At 60.3% G+C, this 17,133-nt stretch carries 20 protein-coding genes; 19 read left to right on the forward strand and 1 reads right to left on the reverse strand.

What is annotated here, in order from left to right; translation table 11 throughout:
* Window positions 1-894: 894 nt before the first annotated feature.
* Complete coding sequence (locus tag ACXJKO_RS12295; protein WP_457091381.1) at window positions 895-1,068, reverse strand: YodC family protein; 174 nt, start codon at window positions 1,066-1,068, stop codon at window positions 895-897.
* Between the two features lie 171 nt (window positions 1,069-1,239).
* Here ACXJKO_RS12295 and ACXJKO_RS12300 point away from each other — a divergent pair, with 171 nt between their 5' ends.
* The 19 genes from ACXJKO_RS12300 (at window position 1,240) to ACXJKO_RS12390 (ending at window position 17,132) form a co-directional block, all read left to right on the forward strand.
* A complete protein-coding gene (locus tag ACXJKO_RS12300) occupies window positions 1,240-1,851 on the forward strand; it encodes a phage tail protein (protein ID WP_457091382.1) in 612 nt (203 codons plus the stop codon).
* A 294-nt stretch (window positions 1,852-2,145) separates the two neighbouring features.
* Complete coding sequence (locus ACXJKO_RS12305) at window positions 2,146-2,616, forward strand: hypothetical protein (RefSeq protein ID WP_457091383.1); 471 nt, start codon at window positions 2,146-2,148, stop codon at window positions 2,614-2,616.
* The gene (locus tag ACXJKO_RS12310) at window positions 2,585-4,534 is read left to right on the forward strand and encodes a phage terminase large subunit family protein (RefSeq protein ID WP_457091384.1); all 1,950 of its coding nucleotides are present in this window, start codon (window positions 2,585-2,587) and stop codon (window positions 4,532-4,534) included. The genes ACXJKO_RS12305 and ACXJKO_RS12310 overlap by 32 nt, the downstream gene beginning before the upstream one ends.
* 2 nt (window positions 4,535-4,536) lie before the next feature.
* Window positions 4,537-4,755, forward strand: coding sequence for a hypothetical protein (locus ACXJKO_RS12315; protein ID WP_457091385.1), 219 nt, complete (start codon window positions 4,537-4,539; stop codon window positions 4,753-4,755).
* A gap of 5 nt (window positions 4,756-4,760) precedes the next feature.
* Window positions 4,761-6,236 carry a phage portal protein gene (locus tag ACXJKO_RS12320; RefSeq protein WP_457091386.1) on the forward strand — a complete coding sequence of 492 codons (1,476 nt, stop codon included), beginning with the start codon at window positions 4,761-4,763 and terminating at the stop codon, window positions 6,234-6,236.
* Window positions 6,237-6,245: 9 nt separating this feature from the next.
* Entirely contained in the window at window positions 6,246-7,277 is a 1,032-nt protein-coding gene (locus tag ACXJKO_RS12325; RefSeq protein WP_457091387.1) for a head maturation protease, ClpP-related, read from the forward strand.
* A 3-nt stretch (window positions 7,278-7,280) separates the two neighbouring features.
* On the forward strand, window positions 7,281-7,661 hold the full coding sequence (locus tag ACXJKO_RS12330) for a head decoration protein (protein WP_457091388.1): 381 nt from the start codon (window positions 7,281-7,283) through the stop codon (window positions 7,659-7,661).
* A gap of 3 nt (window positions 7,662-7,664) precedes the next feature.
* A complete protein-coding gene (locus tag ACXJKO_RS12335; RefSeq protein WP_457091389.1) occupies window positions 7,665-8,693 on the forward strand; it encodes a major capsid protein in 1,029 nt (342 codons plus the stop codon).
* A gap of 71 nt (window positions 8,694-8,764) precedes the next feature.
* Window positions 8,765-9,052 carry a hypothetical protein gene (locus ACXJKO_RS12340; protein WP_457091390.1) on the forward strand — a complete coding sequence of 96 codons (288 nt, stop codon included), beginning with the start codon at window positions 8,765-8,767 and terminating at the stop codon, window positions 9,050-9,052.
* Window positions 9,053-9,054: 2 nt separating this feature from the next.
* The gene (locus tag ACXJKO_RS12345; RefSeq protein WP_457091391.1) at window positions 9,055-9,441 is read left to right on the forward strand and encodes a hypothetical protein; all 387 of its coding nucleotides are present in this window, start codon (window positions 9,055-9,057) and stop codon (window positions 9,439-9,441) included.
* Window positions 9,441-10,202, forward strand: coding sequence for a hypothetical protein (locus ACXJKO_RS12350; protein ID WP_457091392.1), 762 nt, complete (start codon window positions 9,441-9,443; stop codon window positions 10,200-10,202). The genes ACXJKO_RS12345 and ACXJKO_RS12350 overlap by 1 nt, the downstream gene beginning before the upstream one ends.
* 3 nt (window positions 10,203-10,205) lie before the next feature.
* On the forward strand, window positions 10,206-10,508 hold the full coding sequence (locus tag ACXJKO_RS12355; protein ID WP_457091393.1) for a DUF2635 domain-containing protein: 303 nt from the start codon (window positions 10,206-10,208) through the stop codon (window positions 10,506-10,508).
* A gap of 48 nt (window positions 10,509-10,556) precedes the next feature.
* The gene (locus tag ACXJKO_RS12360) at window positions 10,557-12,089 is read left to right on the forward strand and encodes a phage tail sheath subtilisin-like domain-containing protein (protein ID WP_457091394.1); all 1,533 of its coding nucleotides are present in this window, start codon (window positions 10,557-10,559) and stop codon (window positions 12,087-12,089) included.
* 42 nt (window positions 12,090-12,131) lie between these two features.
* On the forward strand, window positions 12,132-12,506 hold the full coding sequence (locus tag ACXJKO_RS12365) for a phage tail tube protein (protein WP_457091395.1): 375 nt from the start codon (window positions 12,132-12,134) through the stop codon (window positions 12,504-12,506).
* 46 nt (window positions 12,507-12,552) lie between these two features.
* Window positions 12,553-12,906 (forward strand): hypothetical protein, encoded by a 354-nt coding sequence (locus tag ACXJKO_RS12370; protein ID WP_457091396.1) that lies wholly within the window; start codon window positions 12,553-12,555, stop codon window positions 12,904-12,906.
* A gap of 82 nt (window positions 12,907-12,988) precedes the next feature.
* The gene (locus ACXJKO_RS12375; protein WP_457091397.1) at window positions 12,989-14,860 is read left to right on the forward strand and encodes a phage tail tape measure protein; all 1,872 of its coding nucleotides are present in this window, start codon (window positions 12,989-12,991) and stop codon (window positions 14,858-14,860) included.
* A gap of 9 nt (window positions 14,861-14,869) precedes the next feature.
* Complete coding sequence (locus ACXJKO_RS12380) at window positions 14,870-15,343, forward strand: DNA circularization N-terminal domain-containing protein (RefSeq protein WP_457091398.1); 474 nt, start codon at window positions 14,870-14,872, stop codon at window positions 15,341-15,343.
* Complete coding sequence (locus ACXJKO_RS12385; RefSeq protein WP_457091399.1) at window positions 15,340-16,059, forward strand: hypothetical protein; 720 nt, start codon at window positions 15,340-15,342, stop codon at window positions 16,057-16,059. The genes ACXJKO_RS12380 and ACXJKO_RS12385 overlap by 4 nt, the downstream gene beginning before the upstream one ends.
* Window positions 16,056-17,132 carry a phage baseplate assembly protein gene (locus ACXJKO_RS12390; RefSeq protein ID WP_457091400.1) on the forward strand — a complete coding sequence of 359 codons (1,077 nt, stop codon included), beginning with the start codon at window positions 16,056-16,058 and terminating at the stop codon, window positions 17,130-17,132. Before ACXJKO_RS12385 ends, ACXJKO_RS12390 begins: the two co-directional genes overlap by 4 nt.
* Window position 17,133: the final 1 nt, after the last annotated feature.

Consider the following 17,133-nt stretch of genomic DNA (forward strand, 5'->3'; position numbering starts at 1 on the left):
GTCTAAGCGTTCATCTTACCCCATGCCCTCCACCCGCAAGACCTACATCCGTGATGACGGCGTCGTCATGATAGAGATAAGCCCCAATCTCTACGTTGAAGAGAGCATCGCTGAGAAGCTGGGGCTATTGAGGTAATTACGCCGATAAGTCCAGGCTGATCAGGTCTTTGGACCCGCGCCAAGCGGTATAGAAGTCGCCATTCCTATCGTGAATATAGACATTACGATGATGGGAAACCTCGCCACGATGCGCYGAGGCGACAGCAAATTTGAGGGCATTCGTACGAAGATAAAAGGCACCGAGATCGCGTCCGTTATGAATGACGGACCAGCGACGGTCGCGATACGCAACACAGTACGCTTCGTGGGGCATGGGCTCCTCCGAAGTGGATGGGTGACGGAATCGTGTGGGGTCGTGCTAACTGGATCTGGAAGCTTATGCAACCCGCAAGGCTCAGCTAGTATGGCCAGGGCAGGTTAATGATCCGTAGACCCGTCGGAAGCGGGAATAAAGGCGATCTTCTGATCGTGCTTCCAGAGCTCGATGGCATATCCCCGCTCTCTGGATACAGGACGACACTGATCAATCGCCTCTTGATCGGTTGAGCTGAAGATCTCGACAAAACCTATAAATCGACCTTGGTCATTAACCAGGTAAGCCCGGTAAGCGTGACAAGCCTCGGCATTATTGGTTGAAGGATGCCTCTCAATCATACCCACCTCCACAAGTGCGCGGCTACTCCCTGAATCGGTAAGCAGCATTCACTTCTGTGGCTGGATGTCTATTCGACCAGATGGTCTATGGGAGCTGATGATAATCGAGATCGCTCCCGRCCTGTACGTTGAGGTGTCGCTGGCCGAGAGGCTGGGGTTGTTAAGGTAAGGCTCCCCCAATCAGTCTCTGGCCTCTGGGATGTGCTCAAGATCATCGGCAGAGAATGCCTCTTCTTGAACGGCCGACTTATCGAACCAGCGGCATATGACCCAGTCCTCATCAATCTCAACAACCGTCATGTTATGTTCGGGGCGACCTTTGAGGCGCACAGCATCGCCAATGTTGAACGGCATAGATTGGTTTCTCCAGGGCCTCCTTTTGGAAAGCACCTGCATGGCAAATGCAAGGCGCAGAGACGAGCCCTGAGTAGAGACATTCACCTGACCTGAATGCCCAAGCCCTTAGATCATCGAGCAAGGCAGGGAGAGCACGACGCCAAGCGCAGGACAGAGTGGTAGACCGACATGGCCGTTCAGCTTCGGATCGATACGGTTGATGTGTCGCGCCTTGCCAATCTCATGGCGTCGGTCGGCAAGAAAGCGCCGGTCGCTATTGCAAGAGCCCTGAACCACACGGGCAACAAAGCCCGCACTGCGATGATCAAGTCGCTGACAACCCAGACGGGGTTGAAGCGGAAGACGATTGCGAAGGCCCTGAAGACCAGGCGAGCTGCGCAGCGCGGCGACCTGACATACACGATCACCTCACGCGGTGGAGACATCAGCCTCAAGTACTTCAACCCCCGTGAGGCCAGCGGCGGCGTCACTGCCTATCCCTTGGGGAGGCGGAAGCACTATCCCGGCTTCTTCATGAAGAGCGGCCGGTCGAAGCGCTATAGCAAGGGCTTCATCGGGCCGATCAAAGGTCGACGCTTGCTCAAGAAGCTGGGAGGCCATGTCTACCAGAACGTCGAAGGCGGAGAGTGGACAGGCAAGATGGATCTGCAAGACAGCGGAGTTGTCATTCCCGAGCAGATGGTCACAGGCGCGACCGAGAAGGCTTTCTACGATGTTGCCCAGCGTGACCTTGCAGACCGCCTCGGGCATGAGCTGCTACGGGTTCTGAGCGGGAAGTAATGGGCCGTCCTAAATGATACACCATGTCGTATATCGCGTGATGATGTTGCAGTATCGTGACATGTAACACCATTGCGGGTCCCTCTGGAACACCCCCTTATGCGGGCGGAGAACGGCCCGAGATTTCGCTAGTTTTGGTACAAAATTTCAAGGTGAACGCTAGTGCCTCGGGGCATCAGTCTCAGTGAGCTAGCCCGCCGTCTTGACCGCGCAAAATCCGGGCTGTCCAAGCTGGCCAAGAATGGGCAAATCCCAAGGCTGGCAGACGGTTCGTTCGATGAAGCTGCTGTTCGGTTGGCTCTTGAGGCGAACACGGATCCGGCTCGTCGGAAGACCGTTCATCGTTCGCTTGACGTGGTGAACGGTGAACGGAGTGAACGCACGCCCGTCGTTCGCACCGAAGACGAGGCGAGGGCAGCGGTTGGTCTGATCATCAAGGTGCTGCGTTCTGAGGGGTCGACTGTTGAGGAAGATGCTGAGGTCGACTTCGGCATGGCCCGAACGGCCGACACGATCCTCAAGGCCTATGAACGCGATTTGAAGATGAAGCAGCGGCGCAAGGAACTCGTGCCGCTCGTCAAAGTCCAGGAACACGTAGAGAAGGCTTTCATCGGCTTCCGGCAAGTCGTCCAGCGGCTGCCAACGCGCCATGTGGCGGCGATTGCTGCTGAGGTCGGATGCGATCCGGCTTTACTCGATGCGGCTCTCTCGAAAGCCATAGCGGCGGAACTCGATGCTCTCTCAAGCCCGGTGGTCCGAGCCTGACGCCGCCTATCAGGGCGCGGAGGCTATTGAGGACGCCATTCGTAAGTCACTTCAGCCCGATCCGGTTCTGACCGTCTCGGAGTGGGCTGACCGCTACAGGATCTTGTCGACGAAGCTGGCTGCTGAGGCTGGTCCTTATCGGACGGACCGGACGCCGTTCCTGCGGGAAGTGATGGACGCTCTCTCGCCAACGCATCCGGCCCGTCGGATTGTCTTCATGAAAGGCGCTCAGGTCGGGGCCACAGAAGCAGGCAACAACTGGCTTGGGTACATCGTCCATTGGTCACCGGCGCCGGTCATGGGCGTCTGGCCCACAGTCGACACCGCAAAGAAAGTTTCTCAGCAGCGCATCGGGCCTCTCATTGAGGACAGCCCGGAACTTGCGAAGCTGATCGCGCCGGCTAAGCAGAAGGACAGCGGCAACACGGTTCTCGCGAAGAGCTTCCCCGGTGGCATCCTCGTGATGACCGGCGCCAACTCAGCGGTTGGTCTGCGCTCCATGCCGGCGCGCTACGCCTTCTGTGACGAGATCGACGCTTACCCGGGCGATGTGGACGGGGAGGGCGACCCGATTGCTCTCGTCGCCAACCGTACGACGACCTTCGGGCGGACGGCGAAGATGTTTTTGGTCTCGACGCCAACGGTACATGGGGAATCCCGCATCGAACGCGAGTTCGAGATGTCGGACCAGAGGCGGTACTTCGTACCATGCCCCCACTGTAAGGAGCGGCAGTGGTTGCAGTTTGAGCGGCTTCGGTGGGAGCGCGGGCAACCAGAGACGGTTCATTATGTTTGCGAGCATTGCGGTGCTCTGATCGAAGAACGACACAAGGCGACGATGCTGCCGGAAGGGATTTGGCAGCCGACGGCAGAGCCGAAGGATCCTGGCACCGTTGGGTTTCATATTTCAGCGCTCTACTCGCCCCTTGGGTGGATGTCCTGGGAGGATATCGCTCGGGAATGGGAAGCAGCGCAGGGTGACGTCTCAAGGCTCAAGACCTTCAAGAACACCCGTCTCGGCGAGACGTGGTTCGAGCAGGGCGAGCAAGTCGACTGGGAGCGGATTTACGAGCGGCGGGAATCTTGGAAGCCTGGGACGCTGCCATCCGGAGTGACGCTTCTTCTAGGCGCTGTCGACGTTCAGGCCAGTCCAGCCCGTGTAGAGCTTCATGTCTGGGGGTTTGGCGAAGACCTGGAAAGTTGGGCCATTGATCGGCGGGTTTCATACGGAACGGCTGACGATCCCAAGACCTGGGAGATGATCGAGGAGGCGCTCGAGGATACGTGGATTCACGCATCCGGAGCAGAACTGAAGTTGGACCTGCTTGCTGTCGATACAGGCGATCAGACAACGGCGGTCTATTCCTGGATCTCGAAGCAGGACCAAAGCCGCGTATACGCCGTCAAGGGCAAACGGGGTTATGAAATTAATGCCCCTGTCGGGGCGCCCACGAACATCCCGTTCGGCACTCGAAAGAGGGCTATCCGTCTTCGGTCGGTGACAGGCGATGTCTTCAAGGCAGAGCTCTACCGCTTTCTCGCGCTCTCGCGTCCTACCGATGAGGAGATCGCGGAGAACGGATTCCCGCCGGGCTACGTCCATGTTCCGGACTTCATGGATGCCGACTGGTGCAAGCAGCTGACCGCTGAGAAGCGGATCCGCCGCAGCACTGGCCGGTACGAATGGAAGAAAGAGCACGATCGCAACGAGGCTTTGGATTGTCGGGTATATGCCCGTGCGGCTCTGTGGACGATGGGTGTTGCAGCCTGGAAGGCAAGCCGGTGGGCATCGCTGAGGTCTATCAGGGGCCTGGATCACGAGGCCAAAGAGAATGATGCGCCGCGGGCACAGCAAATACCCGCAGGGGTGATGCGTCCGGCACGCCGGGTGGTTCGTAGCGGCTACATGGGACGATAGATATGGCCACTGTCCAGGAAGAGTTGATCGCGGCTATCGCTACCATCAACCGCAAGCTCGAGCGGGGCGTAACGCGCTTGGCCGACGGCGAACGACAGATCCAGTACGATCACGACACCCTGCGCAAGAGGAAGGCTGAGCTTGAGGCGGAACTGGCATTGCTCCTGACCGGGGGCAAGACAGTGCGCCGCGTGCTCACCTATTCAACCAAGGGATATTGACTGAGATGGGTTGGCTCAACCGCATCATGCGCCGTGGCGAGGCGAAGGCCTTCGTCGGTGGCTATGAGGCCAGCCGACTGGCTCGTCGTCTTCGGGGCTGGAACGCCGAGAAACGCAATATCAACGCCCTCCTGACTGCGGGCGGTGACCTGCTTCGAGCCCGTGCGCGCCAGTTGTGCCGGGAGAATCCATACGCCGCGAACGCGTGTGAATCCTTCGTGGCGGCGGCAGTCGGCACCGGTATTAAGCCGTCGTCTCTCATTGAGGATGCAGCGCTCAAGGCGACAATTCAGGCCGCGTGGCTGCGGTGGACCGACGAGGCCGATGCGGATGGACTGACGGACTTTTATGGTCTGCAGGCGCTCGCCGCTCGTGCCATGTTCGAGGCAGGCGAATGCTTTATCCGCTTCCGGCCACGTCGCGCCGAGGATGGATTGTCGGTTCCGCTGCAGCTCCAGTTGCTGGAATCAGAGCATCTTCCTTTCGACCACAACGAGACATCCCCCAATGGCCGGGTCATACGGGCTGGCATCGAGTTTGATGCGATCGGTCGGCGGGTGGCCTATCATTTCTTACGCGACCATCCAGGTGACTACGGCACCGGCTTTGGCAATCTGGAGAAGACCATAGTTCCGGCTTCCGAGGTCATGCACCTCTATCGGCCGCTTCGTCCTGGTCAGATCCGAGGACAACCCGGCATCACGCCCGGTATGATCCGTCTCTATCTGCTCGATCAGTACGACGACGCTGAACTTGATCGGAAGCGAGTCGCAGCAATGTTCGCGGGTTTCATCACGAAGCCTACCGCTCAGGACGAAGGGCCGCTCAAGGGCGATCCAAGTTTGATGCCCGACACGAGCGTGGCTGAACTGGAGCCCGGCACCATGCACGTCCTTCTCGAAGGAGAGGACATCAAGTTTTCGAACCCTACGGAAGTTGGCGGGTCTTATGAGGCCTTTCAGTATAGAAGCCTCCTCGCCATCGCGGCTGCGGTTGGCTTGCCCTATCACGCCGTGACGGCAGACGTAGCCAAGGCCAACTACTCAAGCCTGCGCGGGGCTCAAGTCGAGTTCCGGCGCCGTATGGATCAGTTCCAGCACGCCACGCTCATTTACCAGATGTGCCGGCCTGTCTGGCAACGCTGGTTTGAGACGGCGGTGCTTGCTGGGGCCATTTCGGGGCTAACAACTCGGCGATTCACTCAAGAGGCGGCAGCGCTCACGCCAGCCAAGTGGATCCCGCCGAAGTGGGATTGGGTCGATCCGCTCAAGGATCGCCAAGCCCAAGCATTGGCTGAGGACCGTGGTTGGACGGCTCGGTCTGACAGCATCGAGGCCGAGGGCTTCGATCCGGAAGAGGTCGACGCGCGTATCAAGGCCGATCAGGAGCGCGAGGAGCGCCTCGGGATCAAGCTGGCAGCGAAGGTGGAATCGGGGCTCCAACCGTCAGAAGAACCGGCAGGCCAGCAGAACGCCGCCTAAGGAACCAACATGGACGTACTACTCGACGGCGAGATCGTTCTTTACGGGACGGTCGGCGATGACTTCTGGGACGAGGGCTTCACGGCCCAAGATGTCCTGCGGGCCCTGGCTGAAGTGGGTCGTGGGACCGACGTCATTGTGCGCATCAACAGCCCGGGCGGCTATGTCAGTGACGGTGTGAGCATTTACAACGCTCTCAAGGCTCACCGTGGCCGGGTCACTGTCTATGTGGATGCGCTGGCTGCCTCGGCCGCCTCTGTCATCGCAATGGCTGGGGACGAGATCATCATGCGGACCGGCTCCATCATGATGATCCACGACCCTGCAGGCGTGACTATTGGCGATGTCCGCGAGCATGAGAAGGCAATCGTCTCGCTCGACAAGCTCGGGGATGCCATCGCCGACATCTACTCCGAGCGGACCGGGCGCGCCGCTGATGAGATCCGCGACCAGATGCGCGACGAGCTCTGGCTGACGGCAGACGAGGCCGTTGCCCAGAAGTTCGCGGATCGGCTCGATGCCGCCAATGAGAACGCCGTGGCCATCGAGCCAGCGGTCTTCAACTACCGGCTTTACCAGAATGCCCCGGAGCGCTTTGTCGCCCTGGCGGAAGCCCGCGCGTGGGACAAACGCGAACTGAAGGCGGCCAAGCCCGCTGCCACCAACAGCCAACAGGAGCATCCTATGGCAACAACTCCGGCGGGCACAAAGCCCGCCACCCCTCCGACCGAGCCAACGTCGACGGAGCCTTCGAACGTCGTGAACATCGATGAGGCTCGCGCCTCCGGGCGTTCAGAAGCGCTCGCCTACGTTCGCGAGATCACCGAGATCTGCGCCCTCGCAGGCCAGCCCGACAAGGCGATGGCCTTCATCGAGAAGGAAGCCAAGGCAGCCGATGTCCGCAAAGAGCTTCTCGACGCCCGCGCCTCGGCCGACGCCGCGCGCACCATCACCAACACCATTCCGCCCAACGGAACGTCGGCTCCTGCCTCTGGCGGGCTGAAGGCGACCATGCTGCGCCAACTCGGAAAGGGGGCCTAACCGATGCCCACGACCATCACTGAAGGCCGTTACGCGGCCGATTGGCTCAAGCGGGAAGAGGACAGCCTCTACTCGCGCGAGCAGGTTATTCTTGCCGCCGGCTCCGGTATCGTGAAGAGCGGTGCCGTTCTCGGCAAGATCACCGCTTCGGGCAAGTACAAGCCCATTACGGTGGCCGCCGCCGACGGCAGCCAGAACGCAGCCGGCATCCTCATGTGGGATACCGACACCACTGCGGACGCCAAGGCCGTCATTATCGCCCGGGACGCCATCGTGGCGCACCAAGCCCTTTTCTATGGAGCGGATGTCGATACGGCTCCTGAGCGTGCAGCCATTACGGCTGGTCTGGCGGCTCTGGGCATCCTCGACCGCGAAGGAGCCTAACCGATGCCTCTGATCACTGATGTTTTCTCCAACGACGCCTTCGCCGCGGTCGAGATGACTGCCGCGATCAACGTCGTGCCCAACACCTATGGGCGCCTCAACGAAATGGGCTTGTTCTCCAGCGAGGGCATTTCCACCACGACGGTGGCCGTTCAATACGAGAACGGCTCCCTCAACCTTCTGCCCACCCGCGTGCGCGGCGGCCCGCCGAGCCTCGGACTGCCTGTTCGTCGGAATGCCCGCACCTTCTCGCTGTGGCAGATCCCGCACGATGACTTCGTGCTGGCGGACGATATCCAGAACCTCACGGCATTCGCCGGCGATGTGCTGGAGAATGTCCAGGCTGTGGTGGCTCGTAAGCTGGCCCGCATGCGGGCCAAGCACGCCATCACCCTCGAGCATCTTCGTATGGGCGCTCTCAAGGGCGTTGTCCTCGACGCCGACGGCTCGACCCTCCTGAACCTGTTCACCGAGTTCGGTGTGACGGAGAAGGTGGTCGCTTTCACCCTCGGCACTGCTGGCACGGACGTTCTGGGCAAAGTTCGTGAGGTCATCTCCTATATGGAAGATAACCTCATGGGCGAGACCATGACGGGGGTGCACGCGCTCTGCTCGCCAGAGTTCTTCACGGCTCTGATCGGGCACAGCAAGGTGACGGAGGCCTACAAGTACTATGCTTCCGGCCGAGATCCCCTCCGCAACGGCTTCGGACGCGTGTTCGACTTCGGCGGCGTGACCTTCGAGGAGTACCGCGGTACGGCCAATTCGGTGAACGAGGACGGTACCTTCACCGCCCGCAAGTTCATCCCGGCCAACGAGGCTCGCTTCTTCCCGCTCGGGACGAACGACACCTTCTCGACCTACTTCGGACCGGCTGACTTCATGGACACCGTGAATACGCTCGGCACCGAGGTCTATGCGCGCCAGGCCGTCGATCCGGAGTTCAATCGCTGGGTGAAGCTTCATACCCAGTCGAATGTGCTGCCGATCGTGAAGCGCCCGGCGCTCCTGGTCAAAGGTACTGTCGCCTAAACCATCCCCACTCAACCCCGAATCCAGCTGACGGGCGGGCACGAGCCGCCCGTCAGCCAATGGAGGCTGTCATGGCAAAGGTGAAATATCTGTCCGGAGACCAGAAGGGGGAAGTCGGCTATCTCGGATTCCACGAGATGCAGGCTGCTCTTCAGGCTGGCGCGATCGAGGTCATCAATGACACCGAAGAGCAGGCGAATGTCGGCTCGGAGGAAGACAAGGATGAGATCGTCTCGTCGAAGGACGATGAGTTCGAAGGCAAGACCAAGGCCGAACTCTTGGATCTCGCCAAAGAGCGAAACGTCGATGTGTCCAGCACTTCGACCAAGGCTGAAATCATCGAGGCCCTGAAAGCCTGATCATGAATGAGTTCCGCGATGCATGGGCGGATGCCCAAGCGGACTTCGACATGGTGTATGGCGAGGAGTTCATCCTCCTCGCCCGCGCCCAAGCCGTGGCCGATCCTGATGCCCGGCGAACGGGCGACGGCTCTCGACCRCCGTTCCCCTTCATCGGCTCCTTCACCGCAGAAGGAGCCATGGCCCAGGCACAGGGCAGGGGGCGTTCGGGCAACTGGACGCGGGAGTTCGTGGCCCAGCCTACTCACATCAAGGTTGCCACGGTCGCCTTGCCTGACTGGATCGCTTCCGGCGACCAGGTGAAGCGTGTTGCCACCAACGAGACGTTCACCGTCACGAGTGTCGTTCCTGACGACCTCAATACCTCCAAGGTTAACCTGAGGGTCTGATGAGCCTTGCTCGAACGGCTTTGAGGCTTGCGGTGTCACGCGACCTGCAGGCGGACCCGGTTATTGGCGCGCTATGCGCCGGCCGGATCTACGACTCTGCCATGGACCCTCCGACCAGCAAGGACTTCCGCCCGATCATCACCATCACGACCGAGGATGAAGACGGAGAGGCCTTTGATAAGCAGAACGGCGGGGTGCCGTTCGATCAGACCTGCGACCTCATGCTTGAGATCGCGATGGTGGCACTCGGAGGTGATGACGAAGCACCGACAATTGATCGACCGGAAACGGACCGCGAGCTCGAAGCCGCTCTTGACCTGATCGAGCATCGCGCAGTTGAGGTGCTCACTGTTGGCGAGGGGCCGGCACTCACCCGAAAGGTGTCGCGCAGGGTTCCGAAGTACAAATCTTCCAGGTTCCCGGACAATGAGAACGGTCTCCGCCTAGCGGTGAGAGTGGTCACACTGACCATCGAACTGAAAGGCGAGGACCAGCGGGACATCAGAGATGTGCCCACGGGGCCGTTCGGGAATCTCCCCGATCCGCTCCGCACTGTGTGCCAGCTCCTGCCGGCGGACACTTCAGGTGCCCTAGTCTGTCAAATGATTTCCGACGCCCTGCCGTCTGTGGGCGTCGAGTTCTTCGAGGGCGCCTCCATCACCATGCGTCCGGATCTTTCCAGCCCGCTCCCCGAGCCCGCCGAGGGCGAGCCGCATGCGCCGTTCGTCGGCGTGGATGCCACGATCAACCACGAGGATTGAGCCATGTACGAGATCGAACGGAAGTTCATCAAGCCTGCCCGCAAGGGCGCATCCATCCCAGACCCTGATCGCGGTCGGGACTTGCCTTGGGAGGGCATTGAAGTCGACTGGTCGCCGTATTGGGTGGGCCTGCTTGAGCGCGGCGACATCACCGTGAAGGAGGTCGAGGCCGAGGCTGTCGAGGCAAAACCCAAAGCCAAGCGGACTGCCGCCCCAGCGCAGCGGGTCGAGCCTGAAAAGGCCGATGACCGTCCGTCTGTCGACGCCCAGCCGATATCCGACCCCGAGCCGAGCTCTGATCTGTAATTTCCACCAGGCCGACACGCGCGGCCGTTTGATCAAGGGAAGCCTGAAATGGCCGTAGCCTTCAACAACATGCCTGGCGATATCCGCGTCCCGGGCGCCTACTTCGAGATCAATGCCGGGGTGCCGCCTTACTCGGGCACGTCTCGCACACTGCTTATTGGCCGGAAGCTGCCGGCCGGCTCCGCGCAGCTCGGCATCCCGATTAATCTCGGCGCCGGCGACCCGAACGCGCTCTTCGGTGCCGGATCTATGCTGGCCGAGATGGCGATCATCGCCCGCTGGCATAATCCCACCGGTGAGATTTGGGCATTCCCGGCTACGGACCCCTCCGGCGCCGCTGCCACGGGCACCATCGCCATCACCGGCACGGCCACCGCAGCCGGTACGCTGGTGCGTTACATCGCGGGCGAGCGCTATTCGGTTGGCGTTGCCGTCGGCGACACAGCAGCAGTCGTCGCCGCGGCGCTGAAGGCCGCTATCGACAAGGGTTACACGAAGTACAATCGCGCCCAGCTCGCGCCGGTCACGACCGGTGTTGCCACGGGCACCATCACTCTGACGGCCCGCCATGTCGGCACCGAGGGCAATGCCATCCGCATTGAGGCCGGTCTCGATGGCAATGAGGTCGATCCGGCGGGTCTAACGATCAACATTACGGCCATGGCCAGCGGTACCGGTGATGTCGACTTGGCAACCGCGCTGGCTGCCCTTGGCGACCAGCCCTTCGATCATATTGGCGGGCCGTATTCCTCGACCGCGCAGCTCAACGCAATGCGGCAATTCCTGTCCGACAGCGGCTCCGGCCGCTGGTCGCCGACGGTCGGCCTCTACGGTCACTACTTCACCACGAACAGCGGCAACCTCTCGGCGCAGACCACTCTTGGTGCAGGTCGCAACGACCCGCATGTCTCGATCCTTGGCCTGAACAACTATCCGCATGCTCCATGGGCTTGGGTAGCGGCATTGACGGCTGTCGTAGGCTTCTCGAAGAACCTCGGGCGCTCCATCACTGAGGCAGTTGAGATTGCCCGCCCGCTTCAGACGCTCGTCCTGCAAGGGCTGCGTGGTCCGAAGAATGTCTCCGATCAGTGGAAAATGGCTGACCGGGACAGCCTCTACCGAAACGGCATCTCGGCAGTGGTCTTCCGCGCCGATGGCCAGGCGGCTCTGGATCGGGTGGTGACCACTTATCAGACGAATGCCTGGGGTCAGGCGGATATCACGTTCCTGGACGTGGAGACGCTCTACATCGCGGCCTATGCCGCCCGGTACTTCAAGCAACGCATCCTGGCGACGTACCCGCGACATGTGCTGAAGGATGAAAATCCGCGTGCCATGCAGGGCGTAACAACCCCGCCGCAGATCCGGGCAACGCTCATCCATGCTTACCGCGAAATGTGGGAGGCTGGCTTGGCGGAGAAGCCGGATCTGTTCGCCGAGTATGTGATCGTCGAGCGCTCGGCCGATCCGAACCGGGTCAACGCCTACATCCCGTTCGATGTGGCCAACCAGCTCCGAGTGTTTGCGGCGAACGTCACGATCTTCCCCGAACTCAACGACCAGATCGCGGCGCTCCAATAAGCGCCGCCCTTATCCATCATTTAGCATCAGGAGACACGCGCCATGGATACCAAGGGCGGTCGCTTCAATCTCGAAATCAATGGCCGTGTCTATTCAGGGCGCGGCGAGGCTACCATCAACCCGAGCCGGGTAGGGATCACGGCGGAAGCCAATATGGATGGCACGGGGTACCGCACTATCCAGCCGAGGCTTGCCACGTTGGATCTATCGTTTGACCGTGGCATCGGTCTCAAGTGGGACGAGGCCATGCTCCTTCAAGAGATCAACGTGACCTTCGTGGAGACGGACAAGAGCGGAGGCTTCAAGACTCACCTCTTCACTCGCGCCAGCTTCGTTGGTGACGGCGCTGCGATCAACACTGCCACCGGTGAGGTGTCCGGCATCAGCATCGCCACCGACAGCTATCAGGCGGTTTAGGCTCTAACCCTGAGCATTAAGGTTATCGTCCCCAGAAGGCAGCCGCATGAAAACCGTCGAACTTAGCCAAGCATATACGGGGCATGAGAGCTCCCTGAATAAAGTCACCTTTCGCGAGCCTGTCTTCAATGACATCATGGCCTTAGGTGAGCCTGAGGCTGAAGGTCTTATGGCTGGAGGTGTGTATATCCGGAACATCAACTATGAGGTGGTCCAAGGATATGCGGAGCGGCTCGTGCAGCAGCCATTCAACGGGCTGTTGCTTGGTCAATTGAATGTCAAAGATACCAAAGCGGTCGTGGGGGCGATCCTCGGTTTTTTTCGCGAAGCTCCATCGAGCCCAGAGCCCGCGACCTCGTCCTCGCCCTCGGATGGGACGCGGCCTCAGTCGGTAACCTGACAATTTCGCAAATTATCTACTGGCATTCTAGTGCTCTTGAGGCCCTGGACGATCCCAAGCATCCTATTCGAAAGCGTCTGTAATGGCCTCTCGTAGCATGGTAGCCCAGGCCGTCATCACGGCGGCTGATAAGACGGGCAACATCTTCAATCGCATCGCCGGTAAGATGAGAGGGCTTGATCATCAGGCGAAGGCGGTAAACCGCTCAATGGCGGCTCAGGGAACTATCCTTGCTGGTGTCGGTCGAGCGCTCGCCCCAATCATTACCCCGGTTGCGATCGGCTATGGCGTCAAAAAACTAGCAGATAATTCGCTGTCGCTTGAAAAGACGATGATCGAGGTCGGGAAGGCGACCAATACTAGCGGTGACGAGCTTAAGACCTACGAAAAGGCGATCCTTGATCTCGCGCGGGCCACGGGTCAGTCGAAAGAGGAAATCGGATCGATGCTTGCCGCCGCTGGGTTTGCGGGGAGGCCAACGCAGGATCTCGTTCGCTTCACAGAATACGCCGCAAAAGCAACAACCGCTTGGGGTACTTCAGCTGAGGAAACCGGCCAAGCACTCGCTGAATTGGCCAATACCTATAAGGCAGGACAGAGCCGGCTTGAAGAAATCGGTGATGCGATCAACTACGTGGCCGATAATGCCGCAGCTCGTGAAGCGGACCTAATCCAATTTGTTCGAGACTCGGGCGCTGCCGGCGACCAGGCCGGTCTGAGTGCTGAGCAAACGATAGCCTTTGGCGCCGCACTCAAAGAGGTAGGTATGCGTACAGAGGTAGCATCCAGTACCTTCAACTCGCTCGTAAATGCCATGGCCTTGGGAGACAAGTTCCTCGACAGTAGCAAAGAAGGCTATGCGGCGTTGGGCCTGAGCGCGGCAAAGGTGCAGAAGGAGTTCGCCAAGAAGCCTTTAGAGACAACGGTCAAACTGCTGGAGCGGTTGGCGAAGATCAAGGATCCGATAAAGGCTGCTGAGATCCGGACAGCTCTGTTTGGCAAAGAATACCAAGACAATGTTGCGATCCTGTCCAACAACCTCGTCGGCCTTTCGAAGGCCCTTGGCTTAGTCTCTGACAAAGGGCGCTATGCTGGCTCTGTGATGGAGAACTTCAATAACGCTATCGACAGCGACGTAGGCCGGATAAGCAAAGCGACACAAGCTTTGGACGTATTGATGACGCGCTCTGGCAGAGCCTTCAAGGAGGCAGCCGGGGGGCTCGCGATAGAAATCAACAAGCTCGTAGAGGCTAGCGAGCGTGGAGATGGCTTCTTCGATCGTTTGGAAGCCCGCAGGAAAGCCTATAACCGCGAACGATATGGATCGGACGATCCGCCGATCATGGACGGTGATCCTGGCGGTATTCTGATCCAGCAGCAGGTCCAAAAAGATCTGGAAAATTCAGACCTTTGGAAGAAATCGATTTTCGATACGAGCGAGACAAAGGCATCAGCTGAAGAAGCAGGTAGGCAGCGCGCCATTGCCGAGAGGACAGCAGAGCAAGAGGCTGTCATCTCTCGAATGAACAGCCTTTTAGAAGAGAGTCGACGGCTCGGCGGGATCGACCAGAGCAAGCTGCGCTTCAAGGATGATACTCTCACTGGCGCAGTTGCCGAGAACGCTAGGCGTCTATCTCTCGCGCAGGAGGATGCACGCCGGATCGAGCAAGGGCGCTATGCAGGTGGCCGGCCCACCTATCCCTGGGCAGGGGACGACAGCGATGCGCGTATTTCGCGCGACCTTCGCTTCCCGTTGACCGCGCCAATGCCGCCGGAGCGTCCGATCGATGTGACCGGCAAGGTCGAGTTAGACCCCTCGTCAAAAGTCGACGTGAACGTGAAAATCTCTGTCGAAGGCGATGGCCGGGTGACCAGCATGTCAGCTAGTTCCGGTGGCAATGCCCAAGGGAATGTCGGGACCTCCATGCCGCACATCAAAGCGGGACCGCGTTAGGACTTCAACATGCGCGATTGGACCCAAACACTCCGGGCAGCATCGTTCCGTGGCGTGCCTTTCCATGTCGAGACGGAAGGTCTCACTGCCGGCCGCCACGTGGCGGTGCATGAGTACGTTCGATCTGAGGAAGTTTGGTCGGAGGATATGGGTCGCAAGGCAACTCGCTACAGGGTGACGGCCTATATTGCCAACGACCTCGTCGACGTGCACGGGGCAGCACTCGTCGCCGCCCTGACGCAACCCGGCTCCGGCATGCTGATGCTGCCGATGCTTGGCCTGGTCGATGTCATGATCTCGGGCGACGTGAGCACCAACCACTCTAAGGACCGGCTTGGCTATGTCGGGTTTGACTTTGAGGCCGTGGAAGCTGGTGGCGCATCGCTCTTCCCGAGCCTGCCGCTTGGCGACCGCCTGGCCGCCGCGGCTGCGGCGTCAATCGCGGGGATAGCCCGTACCTATCTGGGAGGTTTCAGACCGTGACGGAGCGCGTATCGATCGCCGCCGGTGTGGTGCAGAGTCTCTGCGATCAGGTCGAGGGCCTCCGCACCGGTCTGACCCTCGATGCTGATGTGGCTGCCGACCTCGGCACACGCATTGCCCGTATCCGCGCCAGCCTCGTAGGCGCCGTTCTTGTAATCACGATCGCAAATGCGGTCGGTGATCTGTGCGACGTGATCAGGGATATGGGCAGCAACTGCGATCCTGCTGAGATTGAGGGTCGCGGTACCGCCGCTCTCCCGCTTCTGGTCGATGCTGTTCCCGCGACGACATCGCCTGCCGTGAATTTAGCGTCCGATTTCGCGCGCGCTGCGGTCGCATGTGTTGAGGCTGCTGTCCTGGTTGAGGTCGCGGTGGCAGTCGCTGAGCGATCCTACATGGACCGGCCATCGGCGCAGGCTGCTACGGGGCGACTCTCCGGCCTTGCCGATACCTCACTCGAGCGTATCGCTGAATACGGCGGAGAGGATATCTGGCGTGCCGCCTCCGATGCTGTGCGTCAGGCAATCGATTACCTGGCTCGCGGGGCCCTTGATCTGAAGCCCGTGGTGCTGGTCGAGGCAATGCGTTCCTTCCCATCGACCGTGCTCGCCTGGCGCCTCTATGGCGATCCGGAGCGGGCTGAGGAGCTCGTCGACCGGAATGCCGTCACCACGTCGCTCTTCTTCCCCACAACCTTCGAGGCTTTGGCTTCATGATTGAAGAGATCGTGACCCTGGTTGTTGGCGGGAAGCGGTTGCGTGGGTTCCAGGAGGTGAATGTCACCCGCTCGATGGAGCAGGCAGCCATCACCTTCGGCTTGAGAGCGACAAATCCAGCCTGGAGCGAGGATGCGTGGGCCCTGCGTCTTGGAGCTGAGGTTGAACTCTACTCCAACGATACCCTCCTATGCCGCGGCTACATCGATACCTACGAGGCGGACCATGGCGAGGGTCCGGCACATGATGTTCGTGCCTCTGGTCGCTCCAAGGCCGCCGATGCCATCGACTGCCCGCCGGCCAAGCACAAGACTGGTCGCGTCGAGGGCAAGACGCTGCTGGACGTCGCGAAGGAATTCGATGAGTTCGACATCGGCTATGAGGCCGAGGTGCAGCTCAAGCCGATCCCGAAGGTGCAGCGCTATCCGACCGACACCGTGCACGATACTCTGGAGCGTGAGGCGCGTGCGCAGGGGCTGATGCTGATGGGCAAGCCCGATGGAGGTGTCGTAATCACCCGGGCGGGCTCGAAGCGGCATGCAGGAGCCTTGGTGGAAGGCCATCCGCCGATCAAGAAGTTCGGTGTCAGGTTCTCTGCCGAAGGCAAGTTCAGCGAGGTCACCGCGAAAGCGCAGCGCGCCATTGGCACCAGCTCCAAGGATCTCCGAGAGGAGGTCAAAGAATACGACCCGGAGGTTGGCCGCTATCGTCCGCTGATTGTCTTTCTGGAAGGCGACGGCACGGAAGAGACCCTCAAGACCCGGGCGCAATGGGAGCGCCTACGCCGACAGGGCTCCGGCACTTCCATCTCTATCACGGTCAGCACATGGCGTGATGACGCTGGGCAGCTTTGGGAGCCAGGCCGTCTGATGGCAATCCAACTGCCGAGCGAGCGGGTCGACCAGGACATGACGCTCTCTGGCGTCACCTTTACGCAGAACCATCAGGGCACGACGGCGCAACTCACGTTCGTCGATCCGCGCAGCCACGGCGGCAAGAAGCCCAAAGGAAAGTCGGACAAGGCGTACGATGCCGGAAAGTCGCTCTCTGACACGGGAACGGGACTGCTCTGAC

It is taken from the genome of Microvirga sp. P5_D2 (assembly GCF_054049475.1).

Bases quoted from the DNA above. Each gene is read 5' to 3' on its own strand.
- ACXJKO_RS12295 (WP_457091381.1), bottom strand. From the start codon at position 1,068: ATGCCGTTCAACATTGGCGATGCTGTGCGCCTCAAAGGTCGCCCCGAA.
- ACXJKO_RS12300 (WP_457091382.1), top strand. From the start codon at position 1,240: ATGGCCGTTCAGCTTCGGATCGATACGGTTGATGTGTCGCGCCTTGCC.
- ACXJKO_RS12310 (WP_457091384.1), top strand. From the start codon at position 2,585: ATGCTCTCTCAAGCCCGGTGGTCCGAGCCTGACGCCGCCTATCAGGGC.
- ACXJKO_RS12315 (WP_457091385.1), top strand. From the start codon at position 4,537: ATGGCCACTGTCCAGGAAGAGTTGATCGCGGCTATCGCTACCATCAAC.
- ACXJKO_RS12320 (WP_457091386.1), top strand. From the start codon at position 4,761: ATGGGTTGGCTCAACCGCATCATGCGCCGTGGCGAGGCGAAGGCCTTC.
- ACXJKO_RS12325 (WP_457091387.1), top strand. From the start codon at position 6,246: ATGGACGTACTACTCGACGGCGAGATCGTTCTTTACGGGACGGTCGGC.
- ACXJKO_RS12330 (WP_457091388.1), top strand. From the start codon at position 7,281: ATGCCCACGACCATCACTGAAGGCCGTTACGCGGCCGATTGGCTCAAG.
- ACXJKO_RS12335 (WP_457091389.1), top strand. From the start codon at position 7,665: ATGCCTCTGATCACTGATGTTTTCTCCAACGACGCCTTCGCCGCGGTC.
- ACXJKO_RS12340 (WP_457091390.1), top strand. From the start codon at position 8,765: ATGGCAAAGGTGAAATATCTGTCCGGAGACCAGAAGGGGGAAGTCGGC.
- ACXJKO_RS12350 (WP_457091392.1), top strand. From the start codon at position 9,441: ATGAGCCTTGCTCGAACGGCTTTGAGGCTTGCGGTGTCACGCGACCTG.
- ACXJKO_RS12355 (WP_457091393.1), top strand. From the start codon at position 10,206: ATGTACGAGATCGAACGGAAGTTCATCAAGCCTGCCCGCAAGGGCGCA.
- ACXJKO_RS12360 (WP_457091394.1), top strand. From the start codon at position 10,557: ATGGCCGTAGCCTTCAACAACATGCCTGGCGATATCCGCGTCCCGGGC.
- ACXJKO_RS12365 (WP_457091395.1), top strand. From the start codon at position 12,132: ATGGATACCAAGGGCGGTCGCTTCAATCTCGAAATCAATGGCCGTGTC.
- ACXJKO_RS12370 (WP_457091396.1), top strand. From the start codon at position 12,553: ATGAAAACCGTCGAACTTAGCCAAGCATATACGGGGCATGAGAGCTCC.
- ACXJKO_RS12375 (WP_457091397.1), top strand. From the start codon at position 12,989: ATGGCCTCTCGTAGCATGGTAGCCCAGGCCGTCATCACGGCGGCTGAT.
- ACXJKO_RS12380 (WP_457091398.1), top strand. From the start codon at position 14,870: ATGCGCGATTGGACCCAAACACTCCGGGCAGCATCGTTCCGTGGCGTG.
- ACXJKO_RS12390 (WP_457091400.1), top strand. From the start codon at position 16,056: ATGATTGAAGAGATCGTGACCCTGGTTGTTGGCGGGAAGCGGTTGCGT.